Raw genomic sequence first — 20,229 nt, 5'->3', positions numbered from 1 at the left:
GTCCAATTTGATTGTTAGTGCATGACCGGCCTTTGGTCCATTTGAACGATGGTTTCCGGGGCCGGCGGTTTATATCCCAGAGCACTGTGCGGGCGTTTTGTGTTGTAGTGTTTCCTCCATTCTTCGATCAAAATCTGCGCTTCTCTTAGACAGTAGAAGACTTCTCCATTCAGGAACTCATCTCTGAACCGCGCATTGAAACTTTCACAGTAACCGTTCTCCCATGAGCTGCCTGGCTCGATGTATGCGGTCTTTGCTCCAACTGCATTGATCCAGTCTTGCACCGCCACGGCAATGAACTCAGGGCCATTGTCGGAGCGAATGTAGCTTGGCACACCGCGCATGATGAACAGGTCACTCAGCACGTCGATGACATCGCTGGAGTTCAGCTTGCGGTCCACACGGATCGCCAAGCACTCCCGGCTGTACTCATCAATGACGTTGAGCGTGCGGAATGCCTTTCCGTCATCCGTTCGACAATGCACGAAGTCATAGCTCCAGACGTGGTTTCGATGCTCCGGCCGCAGCCGAACACACGATCCATCATTTAACCAGAGCCGCCCCTTCTTTGGTTGTTTCATTGGCACTTTCAGCCCCTCCCGACGCCAAAGCCTTTCGACGCGCTTGTCATTCACCTGCCAGCCCGCATCTCTCAGCAAAGCCGCGATCCGGCGATAACCGTAGCGGCCATACTGGCGGGCCAATTCTATCATGTCCGCCACCAGGCGCTTCTCGTCAGCTCGACCTTTCGGCAGCTTTCGCTGTGTGGATCGGTGCTGTTTCAGGACGCGACACGCCCGGCGTTCTGAGACACGCAGTTTGTGGCGCACATGGTTGATGCAGGCACGGCGACGGGCGGGGCTCAGTAGTTTCCCTTGGCCGCCTCCGTCAGGATCAGTTTGTCCAGGGTAAGATCCGAGACGGCCTTTCGAAGACGCTCATTCTCTTTTTGAAGGCGCTTAAGTTCCTTCAATTGATCCGCACCCATTCCGCCGTACTTCTTCTTCCAGCGATAATAGGTCTGTTCAACAACACCAATCTGCCGGATCGCATCCAGACGGGACATGCCTTGCCCCATCAATATCTCAACCTGCCGCAACTTCGAGACAATCTCTTCCGGCTTCGGTCGCTTGTTCGCCATGTCGTTCCTCCATTTTCTTAACCATAACGGCGGGCCACTTCAGAGGGGGAGGATCACTCTCCGACCGTAAGTTCGCGGTGATCATCGACGAGGCCCATTCCTCCCAATCCGGGAGTGCCGCTGACAAGATGAACGAAGCAATCAGCGGTGGTGGTGACGAGGAAGAGCCAGAAGACCTGCAAGACAAAATCCTGGTGGCCATGGCCCGCCGGAAGATGGGCAACAATGCCTCGTTTTTTGCCTTCACGGCTACACCTAAGAACACCACCCTGGAACGATTTGGTCGGCAGAACGCCGAGGGAAAGTTCGTACCGTTCCATCTGTATTCGATGAAGCAGGCAATTGAGGAACAGTTCATCCTCGATGTGCTGAAGAACTACACAACCTACAAGAGCTACTATGAGCTTCAGAAATCCATCGAGGACAACCCGGAGTTCAACACCAAGAAAGCCCAAGGGAAGCTGCGGGCCTATGTCGAGGCACATCCTGACACGATCAAGACCAAAGCTGCGATTATGCTCGACCATTTCCGCGACAACGTGGTTCGGCCCAAGAAGCTGAAGGGCAAGGCACGGGCCATGGTGGTCACCCGCAACATCGAGTCTGCCATTCGGTACTTCCTGGCGATCAGAGAGGCCCTGAATGCCGCAGGGAGCCCCTACAAGGCCGTGGTGGCCTTTACCGGCAAGAAGCTGGTGGATGGCGTGGAGCACACTGAGGACAGCCTGAACGGCTTCCCAGGCAACGATATCGCCAAAAAGTTCAAAGACGACGAGTACCGCATCCTTGTCGTGGCCAACAAGTTCCTGACGGGCTTTGATGAGCCGATGCTCACCACCATGTATGTGGACAAGAAATTGCAGGGCGTATTGGCGGTACAGGCCCTGTCACGGCTCAACCGGTCCAACAAAAAGCTGGGTAAGGAAGAGACCTTCATCCTCGATTTCCACAACACGGTTGAGGACATCAAGGATGCGTTCGATCCGTTCTACACCTCAACGGCCTTGAGCCAGCCGACCGACGTGAACGTCCTGCATGATCTGAAGGATCACCTTGATGACACGGGCATCTATGAGTGGGACGAAGTCGTTCAGTTCAATGAATTATTCTTTGAGGGTGTCGAGGCGGATCAGTTATCGCCGATCCTTGATACTGCGGCTGGCCGGTTTGATGAACTTGAAGATGACGAGAAGATCGACATCAAGATCAAGGCCAAACAGTTCGTGAAAATCTACGCCCAGGTGGCCTGCATCATCCCGTTTGAAAATGCGGACTGGGAGATGTTGCACTGGTTCCTGAAGTTCCTCATCCCTGAAATGAAGGTCAAAGACAAAGATCAGGATGAAATTGATGGTCTCATGGAGAGTGTCGATCTAACTACCTACGGTCTGGAACGGGTGAAGATTGGTCATACTATCGGCCTGGATGACTCTGGCAGTGAGATTGTTCCGCCAAATCCAAATCCCCGAGGTGGTCACGATGACCCAGAAAAAGACCCTTTAGACATGATCGTAGCCGCCTTCAACGAACGCTATTTCAATGGTTGGGATGCGACACCGGAGGAGCAAAGAATCAAGCTGATCAACATCCTCAACCACGCAATGAGCGACCCTGCATTTCAGAACAAGGTTGTATCCAACCCTGACGAACAAAACCGACGCATCGCCAGTGAAGCACTATTTGAAAAAGCAATGCGCAACGAACGTCGGCGAGAAATCGACCTTTACAAGAAGTACGCCTCAGATGACGATTTCAAATCAGGTCTTCACGAAGCTCTCATGCGCATGATGGAACAGGTTCTAAAGTCAGGAGACCACAGACCTGTAGGATAAACCTAGTGGTCTGTTGCGCTCACCAATGCGCAAAGCCCACCGGAAGCACACACCTGCAACTCTATCCTTGCTTTAAGTTTAGAACTCAAGGCTCACCCAATAGAAGAAATGGCGTCGGCATTATGCACTTCTGAGTTGAAATCGCGCAAACTAATGCGCAAATCATGCAAACTTATGGGGTTCGTGCAGGTTTGTGCGCGTCCCTACAAAAATTCAGAAGTCCAGATTTTCGACGCTCAGAGCATTTTTCTGTATGAATTCACGGCGCGGTTCCACGACATCACCCATCAATTTAGTAAACAGGTCATCAGCTTCGAGCATATCATTCACCCGCACCTGCAACAGCGTCCGTGCATCCGGGTCCAACGTGGTTTCCCACAGCTGATCTGGGTTCATCTCGCCCAGTCCCTTATAGCGCTGCAGGGACAGGCCCTTTTCACCCTCTTCCAGAATGGCACGCAACAGATCCAGCGGACCGTGGATGGCCTGCGACCGGTCGCGGCGGATCAGGGTTGCGGATGTGTTATAGATCTCCTGCAGGCTTTGGGTAAAGCTGCCGGTCTTGCGCGCTTCGCCCGAGCGCAGCATCGGGCCGTCCAGCGTACGCACCTCTTCAACGCCGCGCAGAATACGAGCCAGGCGGATGCCGTGATCCTGCGTGATCCGACCCTGCCAGCCACGTTCGTATTCCAATGCGATCAGGTCAAGACGGGCTGCGACCTTGTCGGCCACGCCTTGCAGATCGGCATCAACCGCACCGGGGACAAAGGCACCGGCCACGGCGGCCTGTTCCAAAATGTGGCGCGGATAGTGCGTCGGGAATGCATCCAGAACGCGTTTCAGCTGGCGCGCTTCGTCAACCACGCGCGCCAAGTCCTGGCCGGACAATTCCTCGCCCGAACCCAGTTTCAGCACCGCACCCTCGACGCCCTGATTGATCAGGTAGTCATCCAATGCCGCCTGATCTTTCAGATACACCTCGGACTTACCGCGCGCGACCTTATAAAGCGGCGGCTGCGCGATATACAGGTATCCGCCCTCGATCAGCTCTGGCATCTGCCGGAAGAAGAAGGTCAACAACAGCGTCCGGATATGTGCACCATCCACATCCGCATCCGTCATGATAACGATCTTGTGGTAGCGCAGCTTTTCGATATTGAACTCATCGCGGCCAATGCCCGTGCCCAGCGCCATTACCAGATTGCCGATTTCCTGGCTCGACAGCATCCGGTCGAACCGTGCACGCTCCACGTTCAGGATTTTCCCACGCAGCGGCAACACGGCCTGTGTCAAACGATCCCGCCCCGTCTGAGCCGAGCCACCAGCCGAGTCCCCCTCGACCAGGAAAACTTCGGTCTTTGACGGGTCCTTCTCGGAACAATCCTTCAGCTTGCCGGCCAGATAGTTCACATCCATCGCCGTTTTGCGGCGGGTCAGTTCACGGGCTTTTCGTGCGGCTTCACGGGCCAGAGCAGCCTCGATGATTTTGCCCACGATGATTTTGGCTTCATTTGGGTTTTCCTCAAACCATTCAGCCAGCTTCTCGTTCACCATCCCTTCGACCGCCGGGCGGACCTCGGAACTGACCAGCTTGTCTTTGGTCTGTGAGGAAAACTTTGGATCCGGTACTTTGACCGACAACACGCAGGTCAGGCCCTCGCGCGCGTCATCGCCCGTAAAGCTGACCTTTTCCCTTTTCGCAATGCCGCTAGATTGGGCATAGTTGTTGATCGTGCGGGTCAGCGCACCCCGGAAACCCGCAATATGAGTACCGCCATCGCGCTGAGGGATGTTGTTGGTAAAGGGAAGAACTGACTCGTGATAGCTGTCATTCCACCACATCGCGATTTCGACACCGATATCGTCCCGCTCACCCTTGATATAGATCGGCTCGGGCATGGCAGACGACTTTGATCGATCGAGGTATTTGACGAATTCCTTCACGCCGCCCTCATAAAACAGCTCAGTTTCCAGCCGTTCTGCGGGGCGTTCGTCGACCAGGATGATCCGCACACCCGAATTCAGGAAGGCAAGCTCGCGCAGGCGCTTTTCCAGCGTCTCGAACGAGTATTCGAGGTTCGAGAACGTATCGGTCGAGGCCAGAAAGCGCACCTCGGTCCCCGTACGGTCGCCACATTCGCCGACCACTTTCAGATGCTCGACGGTTTCGCCCCCTTCGAACCGGGCGACATGTTCTTTTCCGTTGCGCCAGACGCGCAGTTCCAACCAGTTGGACAGCGCATTCACAACCGAAACGCCCACGCCGTGCAGACCACCAGACACTTTGTACGAGTTGCTGTCGAACTTACCGCCCGCATGCAGCTGGGTCATGATGACCTCGGCGGCGGACACGCCTTCTTCGTGATGGATATCCACCGGAATTCCGCGACCGTTGTCGCTGACTGAGACGCTGGAATCGGCGTGAATTTTCACTGTCACATGGTCGGCATGACCGGCCAGAGCTTCGTCAATTCCGTTATCGACAACCTCATACACCATATGGTGCAGACCCGAGCCATCATCGGTGTCGCCGATATACATGCCTGGGCGCTTTCGAACTGCCTCTAAGCCTTTGAGAACCTTGATTGAATCCGCGCCGTATTCTTGCGGTGCCTGTGCGTCTTCGGACATGCCGTTAGTACCTATATTATTTTGGTAACTTATACGTTCTCTGGTGGGGAATGTCACGCGATCCCCCAATATTTTGTGCCAGAGTTTGGATTTTCAGCCGATCAAAGCTGATCGAGGTCTGCGGCGATATCTGCGGCGATTTCCTTGGCGTTGACGTCGCTGCGTTCAGCGGACAATCGCAGGCCCAACAGGTCGGATTGATAGCGCGCCGCAAGCCGCTCTGGATCGTGGTCAGGACCGATCTCTCGGGCCTGTTGCGCCTGCCTAAACAGCGTCGCAAAACATTGCTTCATCTCAGCCATATGCCGGCTGGCTTTCTGCGCTAGCTGGTGATCCCTTGCCTGCAATTCGGCAAAGGTCTTGGCGAGCATACAGGCCTGCACCGGCGTTTGGCTGGAATCGATCACAATCTGCGGCTGCGTCTTTAAAGCGGCCAGCGGCCCGATGTCTTCTGCCAGCGCTGTCAGCCGCGCTACTCCGTCCTGCGTGTAGCGTTCCAGCGCCAGCGCATAAAGCGCGTCTTTCGACCCAAAGGCCGCATAGAAGCTGCCCGGTTTCAACTTCAGCTCGCGCTCCAGATCCTTCAACGACGTCCCGGCCCAGCCGTGGCGCCAGAATATGTCGCGGGCCCGGGCGATCAGCGCGTCTCGGTCATAGGTAGGTTTGCGGGGCATCGACATCACCAATTCTTGAACGGTCACTCAAATATATACTTGAGTGATCACTCAAGAAAGACTATTTCCCACTCAGACATCAAAAAATGGAGCATCCACATGGCCGATTTCCCATCCCACGACCTGACCACCGCGCCCGAAGCATCCAAACCTTTGCTGGAAAAATCTCAGGCCGCGTTTGGCCGCCTGCCCGGCCTGCATAAGGTGATGGCCGAAAGCCCGCAGCATCTGGAAGGCTATCAGGTTCTTCACGGTCTCTTCATGCAGACCGATTTCGACAATGACGAAAAAACCGTCGTCTGGCAGACCATCAATGTCGAGAACGAGTGCCACTATTGCGTGCCGGCCCATACCGGCATCGCCAAGATGATGAAGGTATCGGATGACATCACCGAAGCGCTGCGCAACGAAACCGCGCTGCCCAATGCCAAGCTCGAGGCGCTGCGGACATTTACGCTGCAGATGATGCAGACCCGTGGCAATCCCACCGAGGCGCAGCTGCAAGCCTTCTTTGACGCTGGCTATTCGCACCGCGCCGTGTTGGACGTGGTGCTGGGCCTGGCGCAGAAAACCATGTCGAACTACGTCAACCACATGGCACAGACCCCAGTTGACGAAGTAATGCGCGGCTTCTTGTGGGAACGTAAGGTCAGCGAACCGGCCTAATCGACGACCGATCCCTCATCGCCTTCGGTGACAACCAGGGTCTGGGCCCGGTCCCCTAATTCCGAAAACAGCTCAGGCCCTGTGCCCGTCATCCAGGCCTGAGCGCCCAGCGCGCAAATCTCATCATAGAGCGCGGCGCGGCGCCCGGCATCCAGATGGGCGGCAACCTCATCCAGCAACACAATCGGCGGTGCCCCGATCATCCCGGCCAAAGCGCGCGCGTTGGACAGGATCAGCGAGACCAGCAGCGCCTTTTGCTCACCGGTCGAGCAATCCTTGGCCGGAACGCCCTTGGCGGCAAAGACGCCGTACAGGTCAGACCGGTGTGGCCCGACCAGTGTGCGCCCCGCCGCCAGATCGCGAAAGCGGCTTTCATTCAGCGCCTCACGCAGATCATCCGCCGTTTCCGGCATGGCGCCTTCGGTTTGAACCAGTTCAAGAACAGCCGATGGAAAACCCGTTTCGGCCTGGTCCTGTGCTGCACGCAGATGATCCAGCGCGGCTACTCGTGCCAAATGAATGCGGTGTCCGGTCTCGGCCATCTGCCCTTCCAGCGCCGCGTACCAATGGGCATCGCGCACCTGTTCTTTCAGCAGCCGGTTGCGTTCGCGCATGGATTTTTCATAAATCAGTGAGGCTTCGGCGTGGGCAGGATCAAAGCTGAGCGCGATGCGATCCAGAAACCGCCGCCGCCCCTCGGCGCCTTCAATCCACAGCCGGTCCATCGACGGGATCAGCCAGACGACCCGCGCCAGCTTGCCCAGATCGATCTGACTGGCGGATTTGCCATCTATCCGAACCTGCCGCGCCGTGCCGCCTTCGGACCATGTCTCGATCTCGTAATGCTGTCCCTGCGCTTGCAGCAGACCGGATAGCTTCCAGCCCAGCGCCTCGGGCCGCCGCGTCATCTCGGCAGCACTGGCCCGCCGCATGCCACGGCCGGGTGAAAACATCGAAACAGCTTCAAGGATATTGGTCTTGCCCGCGCCGTTGGGTCCGTGAATGGCAACCGGACGGCCATCCAGCGACAGACGCGCCAGTTTGTGAGAGCGAAAATGCGAGACCGTCAGTTCGGTCAGGGCCAAGGTCATGACCCCTCTCTTTCCTCAGCGATCAGTCCCCAAAGCCGATCAGACACGCATCGGCATGACCACATAGACCGCGCTCAGGTCATTGCCTTCACGCATCAGGGTCGGATCACCGGCGGAGTTGAACAGGAACACCGCGTTTTCGCGATCTACCTGAGAAGCAATTTCCAGCAGGTATTTTGCGTTGAAACCGATCTCGAGCCGTTCATCTGAATATGCGACGGCCAATTCTTCCTCGGCTGCACCGCTGTCCGGTGCATTGACAGAAAGAACCAGTTTATCCGTATCCAGCTGCAGCTTTACCGCGCGCGAACGTTCCGACGATACCGTCGCAACCCGGTCGACGGCCTGCGCAAACTCAGCCGCATCCACTTCCAGTTGCCGCGTATTGCCCTGCGGGATGACCCGTGTGTAGTCGGGGAATGTGCCGTCGATCACCTTCGAGGTCAGCGTGATATCCGGCGTTGCGAAACGCACCTTGGTTTCGCTGACGGAAACGGCGATATCCATCTCGTCATCGTCCAACAGCTTGCGCATCTCACCCACGGTTTTGCGCGGCACGATCACGCCGGGCATATCCGCAGCCCCATCCGGAAGGTCTGCGTCAATGCGCGCCAGACGGTGACCATCGGTGGCCACACAGCGCAGCACCTTGCCGCCTTCAGAGCCATCTGAAACATGCATATAGACGCCATTCAGATAGTACCGCGTCTCTTCGGTTGAGATGGCGAATTTCGATTTGTCGAACAAACGGCGCAGCAATGCCGCCGAAGCCGTAAAGTTCGACTGGTATTCCGATGAGGCCATAACTGGGAAATCTTCTTTCGGCAGAGTCGCCAGAGAGAAGTTCGATCGCCCGGCTTCAACCGTCAGACGACCTGCCGCACTGTCGGCGGTCAGGGTGACCAGCGCGCCATCGGGCAGCTTGCGCACGATCTCGTGCAGGGTTGTGGCGGCAACCGTGGTGGCGCCGGCCTTTTCCACCTGCGCAGGGGCCTTGTCGACCACTTCGATATCCAGATCGGTGGCGCGGAACATGGCCTGATCGCCTTCGGCCTCGATCAGAACATTAGCAAGTATAGGGATCGTGTTGCGTCGTTCGACGACGGATTGGGCCTGGGAAACGGCCTTGAGAAGGGTGCCGCGTTCGATGCTGATCTTCATACCCTTAATTCCTCTGACTTGCGTGCCGAAAATGGGCGGGACTGGCACGTTAGCGCCTCCGCCCTGAGGCACAAGGATTTTTTATGGATTTCTGAGTCGGTTTGCCCGCAGGGTCAAGAGGCGCGTGACCCTGCGGTCACAGTTCATAGCCAACCGTGGACTATTGCGCACAAAAAAACGCCCCGGCTATCAGGATCCGGGGCGCCTGTTTAATGCCTAGAAGATACTCAGGCTTCCAGCGCGCGACGCAGCATTTCCACGTCTTCGGCGATTTGGCCATCGGTTGTCTTCAGTTCTTCGATGCGTTTGACGCCATGCATGACCGTGGTGTGATCGCGTCCGCCAAACCGACGGCCAATCTCGGGCAAAGAGCGGCTGGTCAGCTGTTTGCACAGATACATCGCCACCTGACGCGGGCGCGCATAGGAGCGCAAACGCTTGGGGCCTATAATGTCGCTAAGGCGGATATTGTAATATTCTGACACTTTGCGCTGAATCTCTTCGACGGTAATCTTGCGTTCTGACGCGCGCAGCACGTCCGCCAGGCAATCCTGCGTCAGCTCCATGTCGATCTCGCGCCCGACAAGCGAGGCAAAGGCAAATAGCCGGGTCAAGGCCCCTTCCAAAACACGCACATTGGTCGAGATGCGATGGGCCAGGAATTCCAGCACCCCATCTACGATAGTCACGTCAGGATAGGTGCGGCTGTATTGCTGAACCTTGGTTTGCAAGATGCCCAGACGCAGTTCGTAATCAGTGGGATGCAGATCGACGACCAGACCACATTGCAGGCGTGATTTCACACGGTCCTCCAGGTCCTTGATCTCGCCCGGGGCGCGGTCGGCTGAGATGATGATCTGTTTGTTCTGGTCTACCAGCGCGTTGAACGTGTGAAAGAACTCTTCCTGAGTCGAATCCTTTCCAGCGATAAACTGGACGTCATCAACCATCAGCACATCGACCGAACGGAACAGGTGTTTGAAGTCCATCATCCGGCGTTCCCGCAGCGCCTGCACAAAGCGGTACATGAACTGTTCCGCCGACAGGTACAGAACATTCAATTCGGGATGTTTGGTCTTTAGTTCCCAGGCGATGGCATGCATCAGGTGGGTTTTACCCAAGCCGACACCGCCATACAGAACCAGCGGGTTAAAAGTCACGGGGCCACCTTCGGACACACGACGCGCGGCGGCATGGGCCAGCTCGTTGGGCTTGCCGACCACAAAGCTGTCAAACGTGAAACGAGAATCCAACGGCGCCGCCTGCAGGGATTCCAACGCATCATTCGCGGTCGCGGATAAAGTCTGCGTTTGCGCTTCCTGAACGCGGGCAGGCGCAGTTGCCACGTCGTTCGAAGGACGTACCGGAGAGTTCGCTGCCACTCGGAACGCGAGGCGCTGTACAGATTCTCCGGCGGTGTTCATCTCATACAGGATAAGATCCGCAAAATTCTGGCTCACATAATTGCCCATAAAGTTCGTCGGAACCGAGAACACCGCTACACCGTCCTGCAGCTCTTGGAATTCAAGAGGCTCGATCCAGGTGGTATAGTTGTTCTTTCCGATCGCCTTGAGCAGTTTGTTACGCAGTAGTCCCCATTTCTCTTGTGTCATTAAGCGCCTCACGCATCCCATTCTTTATTGGCCTGTCGGCCTTATTACTAAGCCCCGGTCGCCCGGATCACGATGTCACTCGCAAAAGGATACCCTGTGCCAAACCGCAGAAGTTTGGCGGGTTTGTCCCTGAAAGTCAGCACAATCCAAACTCGTGACATCCAGCACCTGAATATCCCGAAAAGCGGCCTGCGCTTCGCAATCTTATCTTTAGACAGGGCTCGGATCCTCGGTTACCCCAAGACCCTCAGCAGATCAGCAAACCGGTTTATCCGGATGCCAACATTCGTTCCTCGACCGCTCTGATGCCCGTCAGTACAATCGCAGGAACAGCCTGTCCCCCCAAGCGAGTGAATCGCTGTATCAGTGGTAACAAGAGGCCGACGTCTGCGGCAACGAAACTCTGATATTGACTCGGGTCTTTGTGCGAAAGAATCTCTCGGCAACGTGAAGACGCGGTATTCTGGCAACAGCAAAAGGGCGCCGCGATATGCGACGCCCTTCGGAATAGTTCAGCCATGCTTATGTGACCCCAGGTCACATAAAGACTCAGCCCAGCGCTTTGACGCGGGCCGACAGACGGGACATTTTGCGGGAGGCTGTGTTCTTGTGGAAGACGCCTTTGGTGACGCCGCGCATCAGTTCGGGCTGAGCTGCGCGCAGAGCGGCAGTTGCTGCGTCCTTGTCACCGGATGCGATTGCTTCTTCTACTTTGCGCAGATAGGTGCGGATACGCGAACGACGCGCTTTGTTAACGGCGAAACGCTTTTCGTTCTGACGAGCGCGTTTTTTTGCCTGGGGCGAATTTGCCATGTGTCTCTGACCTTTGTTCGGTACGGTTATGTAGAATGCGCGCCGCGGATATCCGCACCGGATCAGAATCACGAGTGTGAGTCGGGCCAAGCGGGCCGCACGCGCATGTATAGCGGCGGTGTATAGACAAGTTTTGAGGCTTTGCCAAGCCGATTCTGTACTGCTGAACCGCGGGCAAGAAAAAGGCGGGCTCAGCCCGCCTGTTCGATACATATTTCGTGGCCGGTTTACTTGTCCCGGAACTGAGCCGAGCGTTTTTCCAGAAAGGCTGCCATGCCTTCTTTCTGGTCCTCGGTGGCGAACATCGAATGGAACACCCGGCGCTCGAACAACATACCTTCGCTCAACGGCACTTCATAGCTGCGGTTGACCGCCTCTTTTGCCGCCATGGTCGACAGTTGCGATTTCTCGGCAATTTTCTGGGCCACGCCAATGGCTTCTTCGATCAACTTCTTGGCCGGTACAATCCGGCTGACAAGACCAGAACGTTCAGCCTCTTCCGCGTCCATGAAGCGACCGGTCAGATTCATGTCCATCGATTTTGACTTGCCAACGAACCGGGTCAGACGTTGGCTGCCGCCCAGCCCTGCAATAACGCCCAGATTGATTTCAGGCTGGCCAAACTTGGCAGTATCGGCGGCAATGATGAAATCGCACAGCATCGCCAATTCACAGCCACCGCCCAGCGCATAACCCGCAACTGCTGCAATGATAGGTTTGCGGATGGCCGAGATACGATCGTTGGCCTCGGCAAACAGGTTGACAGTGAAGACGTCAACAAAGCTCATCTCGGACATTTCCTTGATGTCCGCACCTGCGGCAAAGGCCTTGTCCGAGCCTGTGATGACGACGCAGCGTACCTTGTCGTTTCCATCCGCCTCTTCCAACGCGGTGCACAATTCACCCAGCAACTGAGTGTTCAGCGCATTCATCGCATCGGGGCGGTTGAGTTTGATGAGGGCGACGTGGTCTTCGATTTCGACGATGATCGTCTCAAAAGCCATGAGTTAGAGCTTCCGGTTGTTCCGTTCAGGTACGATTCCTTACCACGCGAAAAACTTGGATCAAGCTATCTTTGGCATTGCACACAATAGAAGGATGAGCGACCGGACTGGGTGATTCTCTTGATTTCTGCCCCGCAACCCCCTGTCCTGCAGGGCGCACCCTCGCGCCCGTAGACATCAAAGCTGTGCTGAAAATATCCAAGTTCTCCATCGGCTTGCCGGAAATCCCGCAGTGACGATCCACCTGCCTCGATCGCCTCCTGCAGCACTTGACGGATGATCGGAACCAACGCGGCAATGCGGGTAGAAGAAATCTGTCCCGCTTTGCGACGTGGCGACACTCGACCCCGATACAGCGCTTCGCAGACGTAGATATTGCCCAATCCTGCAACGATTCCCTGATCCAACAGCGCTGATTTGACCGGTGTGTTCTTGCCTTTGAACGCTTCGATCAGATGCTGTTCATGAAAATCATTGCCCAAAGGCTCCGGTCCCAGGACCGATAACAGCTTATGATGCTCGGCGGTTGCCGTAGGTAGCAGGTCCATCGCACCAAACCGACGTGGGTCATTGAAGGTGATCCGAGCACCATTGGCCATGTGAAACACCACATGGTCATGTTTCTCGGGCATGGGATGGGTATGCGCAAATTGGCCCAGTGGATCACCCGAGACCGTCATTCGCCCGGACATGCCCAGATGAATCAGTAACGTTTCGCCACTGCTTAGATCAGCTAGAATGTACTTGGACCGCCGCCGCAACCGATCGACCCGCTGGCCGGTCAACCGTTCGGCCATCCGGTCAGGAAACGGCCAGCGCAAATCGGGGCGATTTACATCCGCCTGTTCGATCACGATACCTTCCATCGCCGGGGACAGGCCGCGTCTTACTGTCTCGACCTCGGGCAATTCGGGCATTTCCTGGCTCCTATTCCAAAGGGCCGCATTGTGCCCGGTTCTTATCGCCCTATAACAGAGGCGAAATTCGACAAACGGCAAGGCAAATGTCCGACAACAGCGACAAGACCACTCATTTCGGGTTCGAAACCGTGCGCGAGGCCGACAAGGCCGGGCGCGTGCAGGGCGTGTTCAACTCGGTCGCCTCAAAATACGATGTGATGAACGATGTCATGTCGATGGGCATTCACCGGATCTGGAAAGACGCAATGATGGACTGGCTGGCCCCGCGCAAAGGTCAGCGCCTGCTGGATGTGGCGGGCGGTACCGGCGATATCTCGTTCCGGTTCCTGAAACGCGCAGGCCGTGGCCATGCCACCGTTCTGGACCTGACCGAGCCGATGCTGATCGAAGGCCGACAGCGTGCCGAGGCGGATCAGATGTCAGACAGTCTGAATTGGGTGGTGGGCGATGCAATGGCCCTACCATTCGAGGATAACACCTTTGACGTCTACACGATCTCCTTCGGCATCCGAAACGTGACTCGCCCGCAAGAGGCATTGAACGAGGCCTACCGCGTATTGAAACCCGGCGGCCGCCTGATGGTTTTGGAATTCAGCCAGTTGCCCAATGACGGGCTGCAGAAACTCTATGACCTCTACAGTTTCAATGTCATCCCGCGCATGGGGAAACTGATCGCCAATGATTTTGACAGCTATCAGTATCTGGTCGAATCGATCCGTAATTTCCCGGATCAGGATACTTTCCTGAACATGGTCCGCACCGCCGGGTTCGACAACGCGAAATACCGTAACCTGACCATGGGCATTGCCGCGCTGCATTCCGGCTGGAAAATCTGATGCGCGGCCCTCACAATATCATCCGCTTGATCCGGACCGGCGCGACGCTGGAACGGACAGGTGCCATGAATGTCGTTCTGGACGCGTTCGAAGCACCACGCGCCCTGCGCGTTCTGGCCCACACCCTGGGCAAACCCTTTCGATGGCTGGGTTACAAAGGCGATCCGTCGATGCCCCCAGCCACCCGTGCCCTCACCGCCCTGGGACCTGCCTATATCAAGTTCGGTCAGGTTCTGTCCACGCGGCCCGACGTGGTTGGAGACGAACTGGCCGAACAGCTACGCGTGCTGCAGGACAAACTGCCCCCGTTCTCCAAGGCCGAGGCCATGGCCGAGGTCGAGAAAGAGCTTGGTCAACCCGTCGTAGAGATATTCGATGAGTTCAGCGAACCGATTGCGGCCGCCTCAATCGCCCAGGTCCATAAGGCCAAGTTGGTCAGCACAGGCGAGGATGTCGCCGTCAAGGTTTTGCGGCCGGGGATCGAACGTGCCTTCCGCAAGGATGTTGATGCGTTCTATTTCGCTGCCCGAATCGTGCAACTCTTCGCCCCCGGCGCGCGCCGCCTGCGCCCGATGGAAGTGATCGAACATTTCGACGGCGTCGTGCGTGGCGAGCTGGACTTGCGTCTGGAAAGCTCGGCTGCCTCGGAATATGCCGCAAACACCAAGGACGATTCCGGATTCTGGTTGCCCCCCGTGGTCTGGTCCCTGTCGGCGCGTCGGGTAATGACACTCAGCTGGGCAGATGGCATCCCGCTGGGCGACAATGGCGCACTGGATGCAGCCGGTCATGACCGCCGCGATCTGGCCGAACGCGTGCTGCGCCTGTTCCTGCTGCATGCTCTGCGCGACGGCTATTTCCACGCTGACATGCACCAGGGTAACCTGAAGGTCGCGGCAAATAGCGATATCATTGCCTATGACTATGGAATCATGGGCCATATCGACGAATACACGCGCCGGGTCTATGCCGAGATTCTCTTTGGCTTTATCCGCCGCGACTACAAGCGCGTGGCCGAGGTGCATTTCGAGGCCGGATATGTCCCTGCCAATCAGGATGTCGATGAATTCGCCCGGGCCCTGCGTGCGGTTGGAGAGCCGATCTTTGGTATGAACGCCACCCATATCTCAATGGGACGGTTGCTCAGCTATCTGTTCGAAGTCACTGAACGCTTCGGCATGGAAACCCGTACCGAGCTGATCCTGCTTCAGCGTACAATGGTTGTGGTCGAAGGCGTCGCGCGCTCACTCGACCCGCAAATGAACATCTGGGAAGTCGCCCGGCCCGTGGTCGAAGACTATATCAAACAATCCATCGGCCCCCGCGCCGCACTTCGCGATCTTGGCAAAACAGCAATGGTTCTGGCCCGGTTTGGTCCGCGGCTTCCAGCACTGGTAGAAAACGCATTGATTTCCCAAACCCAAAAGGATGAGCCGACCCGGTCGCGCCTATGGTCCGTTGCCTTGCCCGCCACCATTGGTGCCGCTACCGGCGCGGCCGTCGTCCTATTGCTGACAAGCTTCAGCTAAACCCAATCCCGCCCGCTTCATCCGACCAAAAATACCTTCGGGGGAATTGCGCCACAGGCGCGATGGGGGCCAGACAGCCCCCCTGCTTGGTTCGGTTTCAGAGCAGCTCAAAGGCAATGGCAATGCCCTGACCGCCACCGATGCACATGGTGACCAAACCCTTGGACCCGCCCGTGCGCTCCAGCTCATACAGGGCTTTCAGCGTTATAATCGCACCGGTTGCACCCACCGGATGGCCCAGCGCAATCGCCCCGCCATTCGGGTTTACCTTGGCGGCATCCAAGCCCAGCTCTTTGTTCACGGCCAACGCTTGCGCGGCAAAGGCTTCGTTGCTTTCGATCACATCGAAATCACCCAGCGTCAGGCCCGTCCGCGCCATCAGGTTTTGCACCGCAGGAACCGGACCAATGCCCATCACCTCGGGGCGTACGCCTGCGTGGCCATAGCCCAGAATGCGTGCCTTGGGTTTCAAGCCGGCCTTCTCGGCCGCCTCCGCCGTGGCCAGTACCATCGCCGCCGCACCATCGTTGATGCCCGACGCGTTGCCTGCCGTCACCCGGCCATCCTTGCGGAAGGCAGGACGCAGCCCGGCCAGCGCCTCGGCGGATGTCTGTTTGGGATGCTCGTCGACCATGAAATCGACCATGTCGCGCTTGACCTTGACCTGAACCGGCGTGATCTGGCTTTGGAAATACCCCGCCTCCAGCGCAGCCGCCGCACGGGTTTGGCTGGCCATCGCGAATTCATCCATCTGCTCACGGGTGATCTGGTGCTCATCAGCAACGTTTTCGGCCGTAATACCCATATGGCCAGTGCCAAACGGGCAGTTCAACGCGCCCAGCATCATATCCATTGAGGTGACATCGCCCATCTTCGCGCCCCAGCGCGCCTGTGGCACGATATACGGACTCCGCGACATGCTTTCGGCGCCACCAGCTACAGCGAATTCGGCGTCGCCCAGCATCAGGGACTGTACCGCCGACACAATCGCCTGCGCACCGGACCCGCACAGACGGTTTACGTTCATCGCGGGCGTTTCAACGGGGATACCGGCCTGCTTGGCCGCGGCGCGTGACAGGTACATGTCGCGTGGTTCGGTATTAATGACATGACCGAACACCACATTGCCGATTTGCTCGGGCGCAACTCCAGATCGCTCCATCGCCGCTTCAGTCACAACGGTCGCCAGATCAATCGGCGCAGTTGAAGCCAAGGCGCCACCAAATGTGCCAATCGCGGTGCGCGCACCATCAAGAATGACGATATCTTTCATGTCTCTTCTCCTCGTGGATTTGCGGGCACTATGCATACAGCCATTGGAACTGTCCTATAGGACGTACCGTCACAAGCGGAATTGACATGAGGCCACCAAACGCGCATGAGATTCCGTCATGACGGAAAATTCAGACGATATCCTGACGCGCCTGCCCGCCCGCCTGAAAGAGGCCCGCCGCGCCAAAGGCCTGTCGCTGGAAGCTGTGGCCAATCTCAGCGGCGTGTCCCGATCCATGGTCAGCCAGATCGAACGCGGTGAAAGCAGCCCGACGATCTCGACCCTGTGGAACCTGACCCGCGCCCTGCAGGTGGATTTCGCTGGCCTGCTGGAAGAGGCCAATAACGCCGATCAGATCGAAACCCTGCGCAGCGACGAAGTGCCCAGCATCGACAATATGGGCCAGAATTGCCGCATCCGTATCCTCTCCCCGCCCGAAGAGGCCGGTGGCCACGAGGTCTACGATATCCGCTTTGACAGTGATGGCGCGCTGAACAGCCAACCACACGCCCGAGGCGCGCATGAACAGTTGACGGTACTTGAAGGTGCGGTGCGCGTCACCTCGGGCAGTGCCGTCAGCGAACTGAACCAGGGCGACACCGCGCGATACGCGGCCGACGTTCTGCACTCAATTACTGCCAAGAAGCCAGCAAGGGTGTTCCTGATCGTCAAAAACGCCTGACACCGGCGCATTTCCGCCTTTACGGAAATTTTTCCTTCATACTGTAATTCCCCTATTTGGGAATTTCATCCGTTATGTTAGACATGCGACTCAGTTGAACGGAGATCGCCATGTCAGATGCATTCCTGTCCCATGTCACCGACACCCTCGTGCAGATCGAAGCGGAGGGTCTGTACAAGCGTGAACGAATGATCACCTCGCCCCAGGGCGGCGAGATTACTGTGGGCGACAGGCAGGTCATCAATCTGTGCGCCAACAATTATCTGGGTCTGGCCGATCATCCGGCACTGATCGCCGCTGCCAAAGACGCGATGGAACCCAAAGGGTTCGGCATGGCCTCGGTCCGGTTTATTTGTGGCACACAGGACATTCACCGTGAGCTGGAACAGAAGCTGGCACAATTCCTGAATAAGGACGATGCGATCCTGTTTGCAGCCTGTTTTGATGCCAATGGAGGGCTGTTTGAGCCTTTGTTAGGGCCTGAAGATGCCATAATCTCGGACGGTCTGAACCATGCCTCAATCATCGACGGGGTACGGTTGTGCAAGGCCAAACGTTATCGTTATCTGAACAACGACATGAACGATCTGGAGGCCTGGCTGAAGCAGGCACGCGAGGACGGCGCGCGTCACATCATGATCGCGACAGACGGTGTGTTTTCGATGGATGGCTATCTGGCTAACTTGCCGAAAATCCGCGAACTGGCGGACAAATATGACGCCATTGTCATGGTCGATGACTGCCATGCCACCGGATTCATGGGTCCGAACGGGGCCGGTACACCGGATCATTTCGGTGTCGCTGTGGATATTCTGACGGGAACCTTGGGCAAGGCACTTGGGGGGGCAATCGGCGGTTATATCGCCGGGCCGCAGCCGGTGATCGACCTGCTGCGGCAGCGGGCGCGGCCCTATCTGTTCTCAAATTCGCTGCCGCCTTCAATCGTTGCTGCCGGGATCGAAGCCATCCGTCTGGTCGAAGAGGGCGACATGCTGCGCGCGCAACTGTTCAGCAACGCCAAATATTGGCGCGCGGGGTTGGAAAAGTTGGGTTTTGACCTTCTACCCGGCGAACACCCGATCATCCCGGTTATGCTGGGCGAAGCACAACTGGCGCAGGACGTGGCCGCAAAGCTGTTTGACGAAGGCGTTTATGTTTCGGGCTTTTTCTTCCCCGTCGTCCCGCGCGGTAAGGCACGGATCAGAACGCAGATGAATGCGGCGCTGACAAAGGATGAGCTGGACCGTGCGCTGGCCGCCTTTAGCAAGGTCGGCAAAGAGCTGGGGATCATCTGATGCGACCCAATACGATGAAAGCGCTGGAAAAATCCAAGCCCGAGGAGGGCTTGTGGATGGTGCAGGCCCCGGTCCCCGAAATCGACCCTGATGAAGTGCTGATCCGCATCAACAAGACCGGCATCTGCGGCACCGATATCCACATCTGGAACTGGGACGACTGGGCCGCCGCCACGGTGCCCACCCCGATGATCACCGGCCATGAATTTGCCGGTGAAATCGTTGAGATCGGGCGCAACGTGACCGGGCTTGAGATCGGCCAGCGCTGCTCCGGCGAGGGGCACCTGATCACAACCGACAGCCGCCAAAGCCGCGCTGGCAAGTTCCATCTGGATCCCGGCACGCGCGGAATCGGCGTCAACGAACAGGGTGCCTTTGCGCAATACCTGAAACTGCCTGCCTTCAACGTGGTGCCCCTGCCCGATGACATTCCCGACGAAATCGGAGCCATTCTCGACCCGTTGGGGAATGCTGTGCACACTGCACTCAGCTTTGATCTGCTGGGTGAGGATGTGCTGATCACCGGTGCAGGCCCCATCGGCATCATGGCCGCCGCCGTGGCCCGCCATGCAGGCGCGCGGCATGTGGTGATCACCGATATCAATCCGGACCGCTTGACGCTGGCTGCGCATGTTGTGCCTACATTGCGCCCTGTCGATGTGACCAAGGAAGATTTGCAGGACGTGATCGCCGAACTGGGCATGCAGCAGGGTTTTGACGTCGGGCTAGAGATGTCAGGTTCACAAATTGCACTGGACCAGATGGTCGAGGCACTGGTGATGGGCGGCAAGATCGCTCTGCTGGGCATCCCACCTGGAAAATCCCCCGTGGACTGGTCCCGCATCGTATTCAAGGCCATCACCATCAAAGGTGTCTATGGGCGCGAGATGTTCGAGACCTGGTATAAGATGATTGCCATGTTACAGAACGGTTTGGATGTCAGCCGAGTGATCACGCACCGTTTCAAGGTTGATGAATTTGCCAAGGGCTTTGGCGAGATGAAATCAGGTCGATCCGGCAAGGTTGTTCTGGATTGGACCTAACCCTCTGGCGTTAAACGGCTTCACC

The 20,229-nt window shown here is 57.1% G+C and carries 17 protein-coding genes; 7 read left to right on the top strand and 10 right to left on the bottom strand.

Going from position 1 to position 20,229, the window contains the following annotated elements:
* Positions 1-14: 14 nt before the first annotated feature.
* Positions 15-1,141 (bottom strand): IS3 family transposase gene (locus tag AC2FIM_RS12115; RefSeq protein ID WP_496732031.1). Its coding sequence is split into 2 segments (ribosomal slippage): positions 15-877 and positions 877-1,141, totalling 1,128 coding nucleotides; the frame shifts between segments, so codons are not numbered across the junction.
* On the opposite strand from AC2FIM_RS12115, the gene AC2FIM_RS12110 reads away from it, so the two are divergent.
* Complete coding sequence (locus tag AC2FIM_RS12110; RefSeq protein ID WP_496678623.1) at positions 1,081-2,973, top strand: type I restriction enzyme subunit R domain-containing protein; 1,893 nt, start codon at positions 1,081-1,083, stop codon at positions 2,971-2,973. The two genes, AC2FIM_RS12115 and AC2FIM_RS12110, sit on opposite strands and share 61 nt — an antisense overlap.
* A gap of 213 nt (positions 2,974-3,186) precedes the next feature.
* Here the strand turns inward: AC2FIM_RS12110 and gyrB are convergent, their stop codons facing one another.
* Complete coding sequence (gyrB, locus tag AC2FIM_RS12105; protein WP_142638216.1) at positions 3,187-5,604, bottom strand: DNA topoisomerase (ATP-hydrolyzing) subunit B; 2,418 nt, start codon at positions 5,602-5,604, stop codon at positions 3,187-3,189.
* 101 nt (positions 5,605-5,705) lie between these two features.
* Positions 5,706-6,278: a TetR/AcrR family transcriptional regulator gene (locus AC2FIM_RS12100; RefSeq protein WP_496678621.1), complete on the bottom strand. Its 573-nt coding sequence runs from the start codon at positions 6,276-6,278 to the stop codon at positions 5,706-5,708.
* A 99-nt stretch (positions 6,279-6,377) separates the two neighbouring features.
* On the opposite strand from AC2FIM_RS12100, the gene AC2FIM_RS12095 reads away from it, so the two are divergent.
* A complete protein-coding gene (locus tag AC2FIM_RS12095) occupies positions 6,378-6,944 on the top strand; it encodes a carboxymuconolactone decarboxylase family protein (RefSeq protein ID WP_496678606.1) in 567 nt (188 codons plus the stop codon).
* On the opposite strand, the gene recF is transcribed toward AC2FIM_RS12095, so the two are convergent.
* The 6 genes from recF to mutM form a co-directional block, all read right to left on the bottom strand.
* On the bottom strand, positions 6,941-8,035 hold the full coding sequence (gene recF, locus AC2FIM_RS12090) for a DNA replication/repair protein RecF (RefSeq protein ID WP_496678604.1): 1,095 nt from the start codon (positions 8,033-8,035) through the stop codon (positions 6,941-6,943). The two genes, AC2FIM_RS12095 and recF, sit on opposite strands and share 4 nt — an antisense overlap.
* Before the next feature lie 39 nt (positions 8,036-8,074).
* Positions 8,075-9,196, bottom strand: coding sequence for a DNA polymerase III subunit beta (dnaN, locus tag AC2FIM_RS12085; RefSeq protein WP_271950744.1), 1,122 nt, complete (start codon positions 9,194-9,196; stop codon positions 8,075-8,077).
* A 227-nt stretch (positions 9,197-9,423) separates the two neighbouring features.
* Complete coding sequence (gene dnaA, locus AC2FIM_RS12080; RefSeq protein WP_142638224.1) at positions 9,424-10,809, bottom strand: chromosomal replication initiator protein DnaA; 1,386 nt, start codon at positions 10,807-10,809, stop codon at positions 9,424-9,426.
* A gap of 549 nt (positions 10,810-11,358) precedes the next feature.
* Complete coding sequence (gene rpsT, locus AC2FIM_RS12075) at positions 11,359-11,622, bottom strand: 30S ribosomal protein S20 (protein WP_142638226.1); 264 nt, start codon at positions 11,620-11,622, stop codon at positions 11,359-11,361.
* Positions 11,623-11,849: 227 nt separating this feature from the next.
* Positions 11,850-12,626, bottom strand: coding sequence for an acryloyl-CoA hydratase (acuK, locus tag AC2FIM_RS12070; protein WP_142638228.1), 777 nt, complete (start codon positions 12,624-12,626; stop codon positions 11,850-11,852).
* 65 nt (positions 12,627-12,691) lie between these two features.
* Positions 12,692-13,543, bottom strand: a complete 852-nt coding sequence (gene mutM / locus AC2FIM_RS12065; protein WP_271950752.1) for a bifunctional DNA-formamidopyrimidine glycosylase/DNA-(apurinic or apyrimidinic site) lyase — start codon at positions 13,541-13,543, stop codon at positions 12,692-12,694.
* 86 nt (positions 13,544-13,629) lie between these two features.
* Here mutM and ubiE point away from each other — a divergent pair, with 86 nt between their 5' ends.
* A complete protein-coding gene (gene ubiE, locus AC2FIM_RS12060) occupies positions 13,630-14,382 on the top strand; it encodes a bifunctional demethylmenaquinone methyltransferase/2-methoxy-6-polyprenyl-1,4-benzoquinol methylase UbiE (protein WP_271950754.1) in 753 nt (250 codons plus the stop codon).
* Positions 14,382-15,911, top strand: coding sequence for a 2-polyprenylphenol 6-hydroxylase (gene ubiB, locus AC2FIM_RS12055; RefSeq protein WP_496678600.1), 1,530 nt, complete (start codon positions 14,382-14,384; stop codon positions 15,909-15,911). Before ubiE ends, ubiB begins: the two co-directional genes overlap by 1 nt.
* Before the next feature lie 97 nt (positions 15,912-16,008).
* Here ubiB and AC2FIM_RS12050 read toward each other — a convergent pair whose 3' ends face one another.
* Entirely contained in the window at positions 16,009-17,184 is a 1,176-nt protein-coding gene (locus AC2FIM_RS12050) for an acetyl-CoA C-acyltransferase family protein (protein WP_281973592.1), read from the bottom strand.
* A gap of 118 nt (positions 17,185-17,302) precedes the next feature.
* Here AC2FIM_RS12050 and AC2FIM_RS12045 point away from each other — a divergent pair, with 118 nt between their 5' ends.
* From AC2FIM_RS12045 to tdh, 3 genes are all read left to right on the top strand, one after another.
* Positions 17,303-17,866, top strand: coding sequence for a helix-turn-helix domain-containing protein (locus AC2FIM_RS12045; protein ID WP_271950762.1), 564 nt, complete (start codon positions 17,303-17,305; stop codon positions 17,864-17,866).
* Between the two features lie 110 nt (positions 17,867-17,976).
* Positions 17,977-19,161: a glycine C-acetyltransferase gene (locus tag AC2FIM_RS12040; RefSeq protein WP_281973591.1), complete on the top strand. Its 1,185-nt coding sequence runs from the start codon at positions 17,977-17,979 to the stop codon at positions 19,159-19,161.
* 14 nt (positions 19,162-19,175) lie between these two features.
* Positions 19,176-20,204 (top strand): L-threonine 3-dehydrogenase, encoded by a 1,029-nt coding sequence (gene tdh, locus AC2FIM_RS12035; RefSeq protein WP_496678619.1) that lies wholly within the window; start codon positions 19,176-19,178, stop codon positions 20,202-20,204.
* Positions 20,205-20,229 lie beyond the last annotated feature (25 nt).

The organism is Ruegeria sp. CDSC052 (assembly GCF_059610685.1).
This window is presented reverse-complemented; position numbering and strand designations above follow the sequence as displayed.

Bases quoted from the DNA above. Each gene is read 5' to 3' on its own strand.
- gyrB (WP_142638216.1), bottom strand. From the start codon at position 5,604: ATGTCCGAAGACGCACAGGCACCGCAAGAATACGGCGCGGATTCAATC.
- AC2FIM_RS12100 (WP_496678621.1), bottom strand. From the start codon at position 6,278: ATGCCCCGCAAACCTACCTATGACCGAGACGCGCTGATCGCCCGGGCC.
- AC2FIM_RS12095 (WP_496678606.1), top strand. From the start codon at position 6,378: ATGGCCGATTTCCCATCCCACGACCTGACCACCGCGCCCGAAGCATCC.
- recF (WP_496678604.1), bottom strand. From the start codon at position 8,035: ATGACCTTGGCCCTGACCGAACTGACGGTCTCGCATTTTCGCTCTCAC.
- dnaN (WP_271950744.1), bottom strand. From the start codon at position 9,196: ATGAAGATCAGCATCGAACGCGGCACCCTTCTCAAGGCCGTTTCCCAG.
- dnaA (WP_142638224.1), bottom strand. From the start codon at position 10,809: ATGACACAAGAGAAATGGGGACTACTGCGTAACAAACTGCTCAAGGCG.
- rpsT (WP_142638226.1), bottom strand. From the start codon at position 11,622: ATGGCAAATTCGCCCCAGGCAAAAAAACGCGCTCGTCAGAACGAAAAG.
- acuK (WP_142638228.1), bottom strand. From the start codon at position 12,626: ATGGCTTTTGAGACGATCATCGTCGAAATCGAAGACCACGTCGCCCTC.
- mutM (WP_271950752.1), bottom strand. From the start codon at position 13,543: ATGCCCGAATTGCCCGAGGTCGAGACAGTAAGACGCGGCCTGTCCCCG.
- ubiE (WP_271950754.1), top strand. From the start codon at position 13,630: ATGTCCGACAACAGCGACAAGACCACTCATTTCGGGTTCGAAACCGTG.
- ubiB (WP_496678600.1), top strand. From the start codon at position 14,382: ATGCGCGGCCCTCACAATATCATCCGCTTGATCCGGACCGGCGCGACG.
- AC2FIM_RS12050 (WP_281973592.1), bottom strand. From the start codon at position 17,184: ATGAAAGATATCGTCATTCTTGATGGTGCGCGCACCGCGATTGGCACA.
- AC2FIM_RS12045 (WP_271950762.1), top strand. From the start codon at position 17,303: ATGACGGAAAATTCAGACGATATCCTGACGCGCCTGCCCGCCCGCCTG.
- AC2FIM_RS12040 (WP_281973591.1), top strand. From the start codon at position 17,977: ATGTCAGATGCATTCCTGTCCCATGTCACCGACACCCTCGTGCAGATC.
- tdh (WP_496678619.1), top strand. From the start codon at position 19,176: ATGAAAGCGCTGGAAAAATCCAAGCCCGAGGAGGGCTTGTGGATGGTG.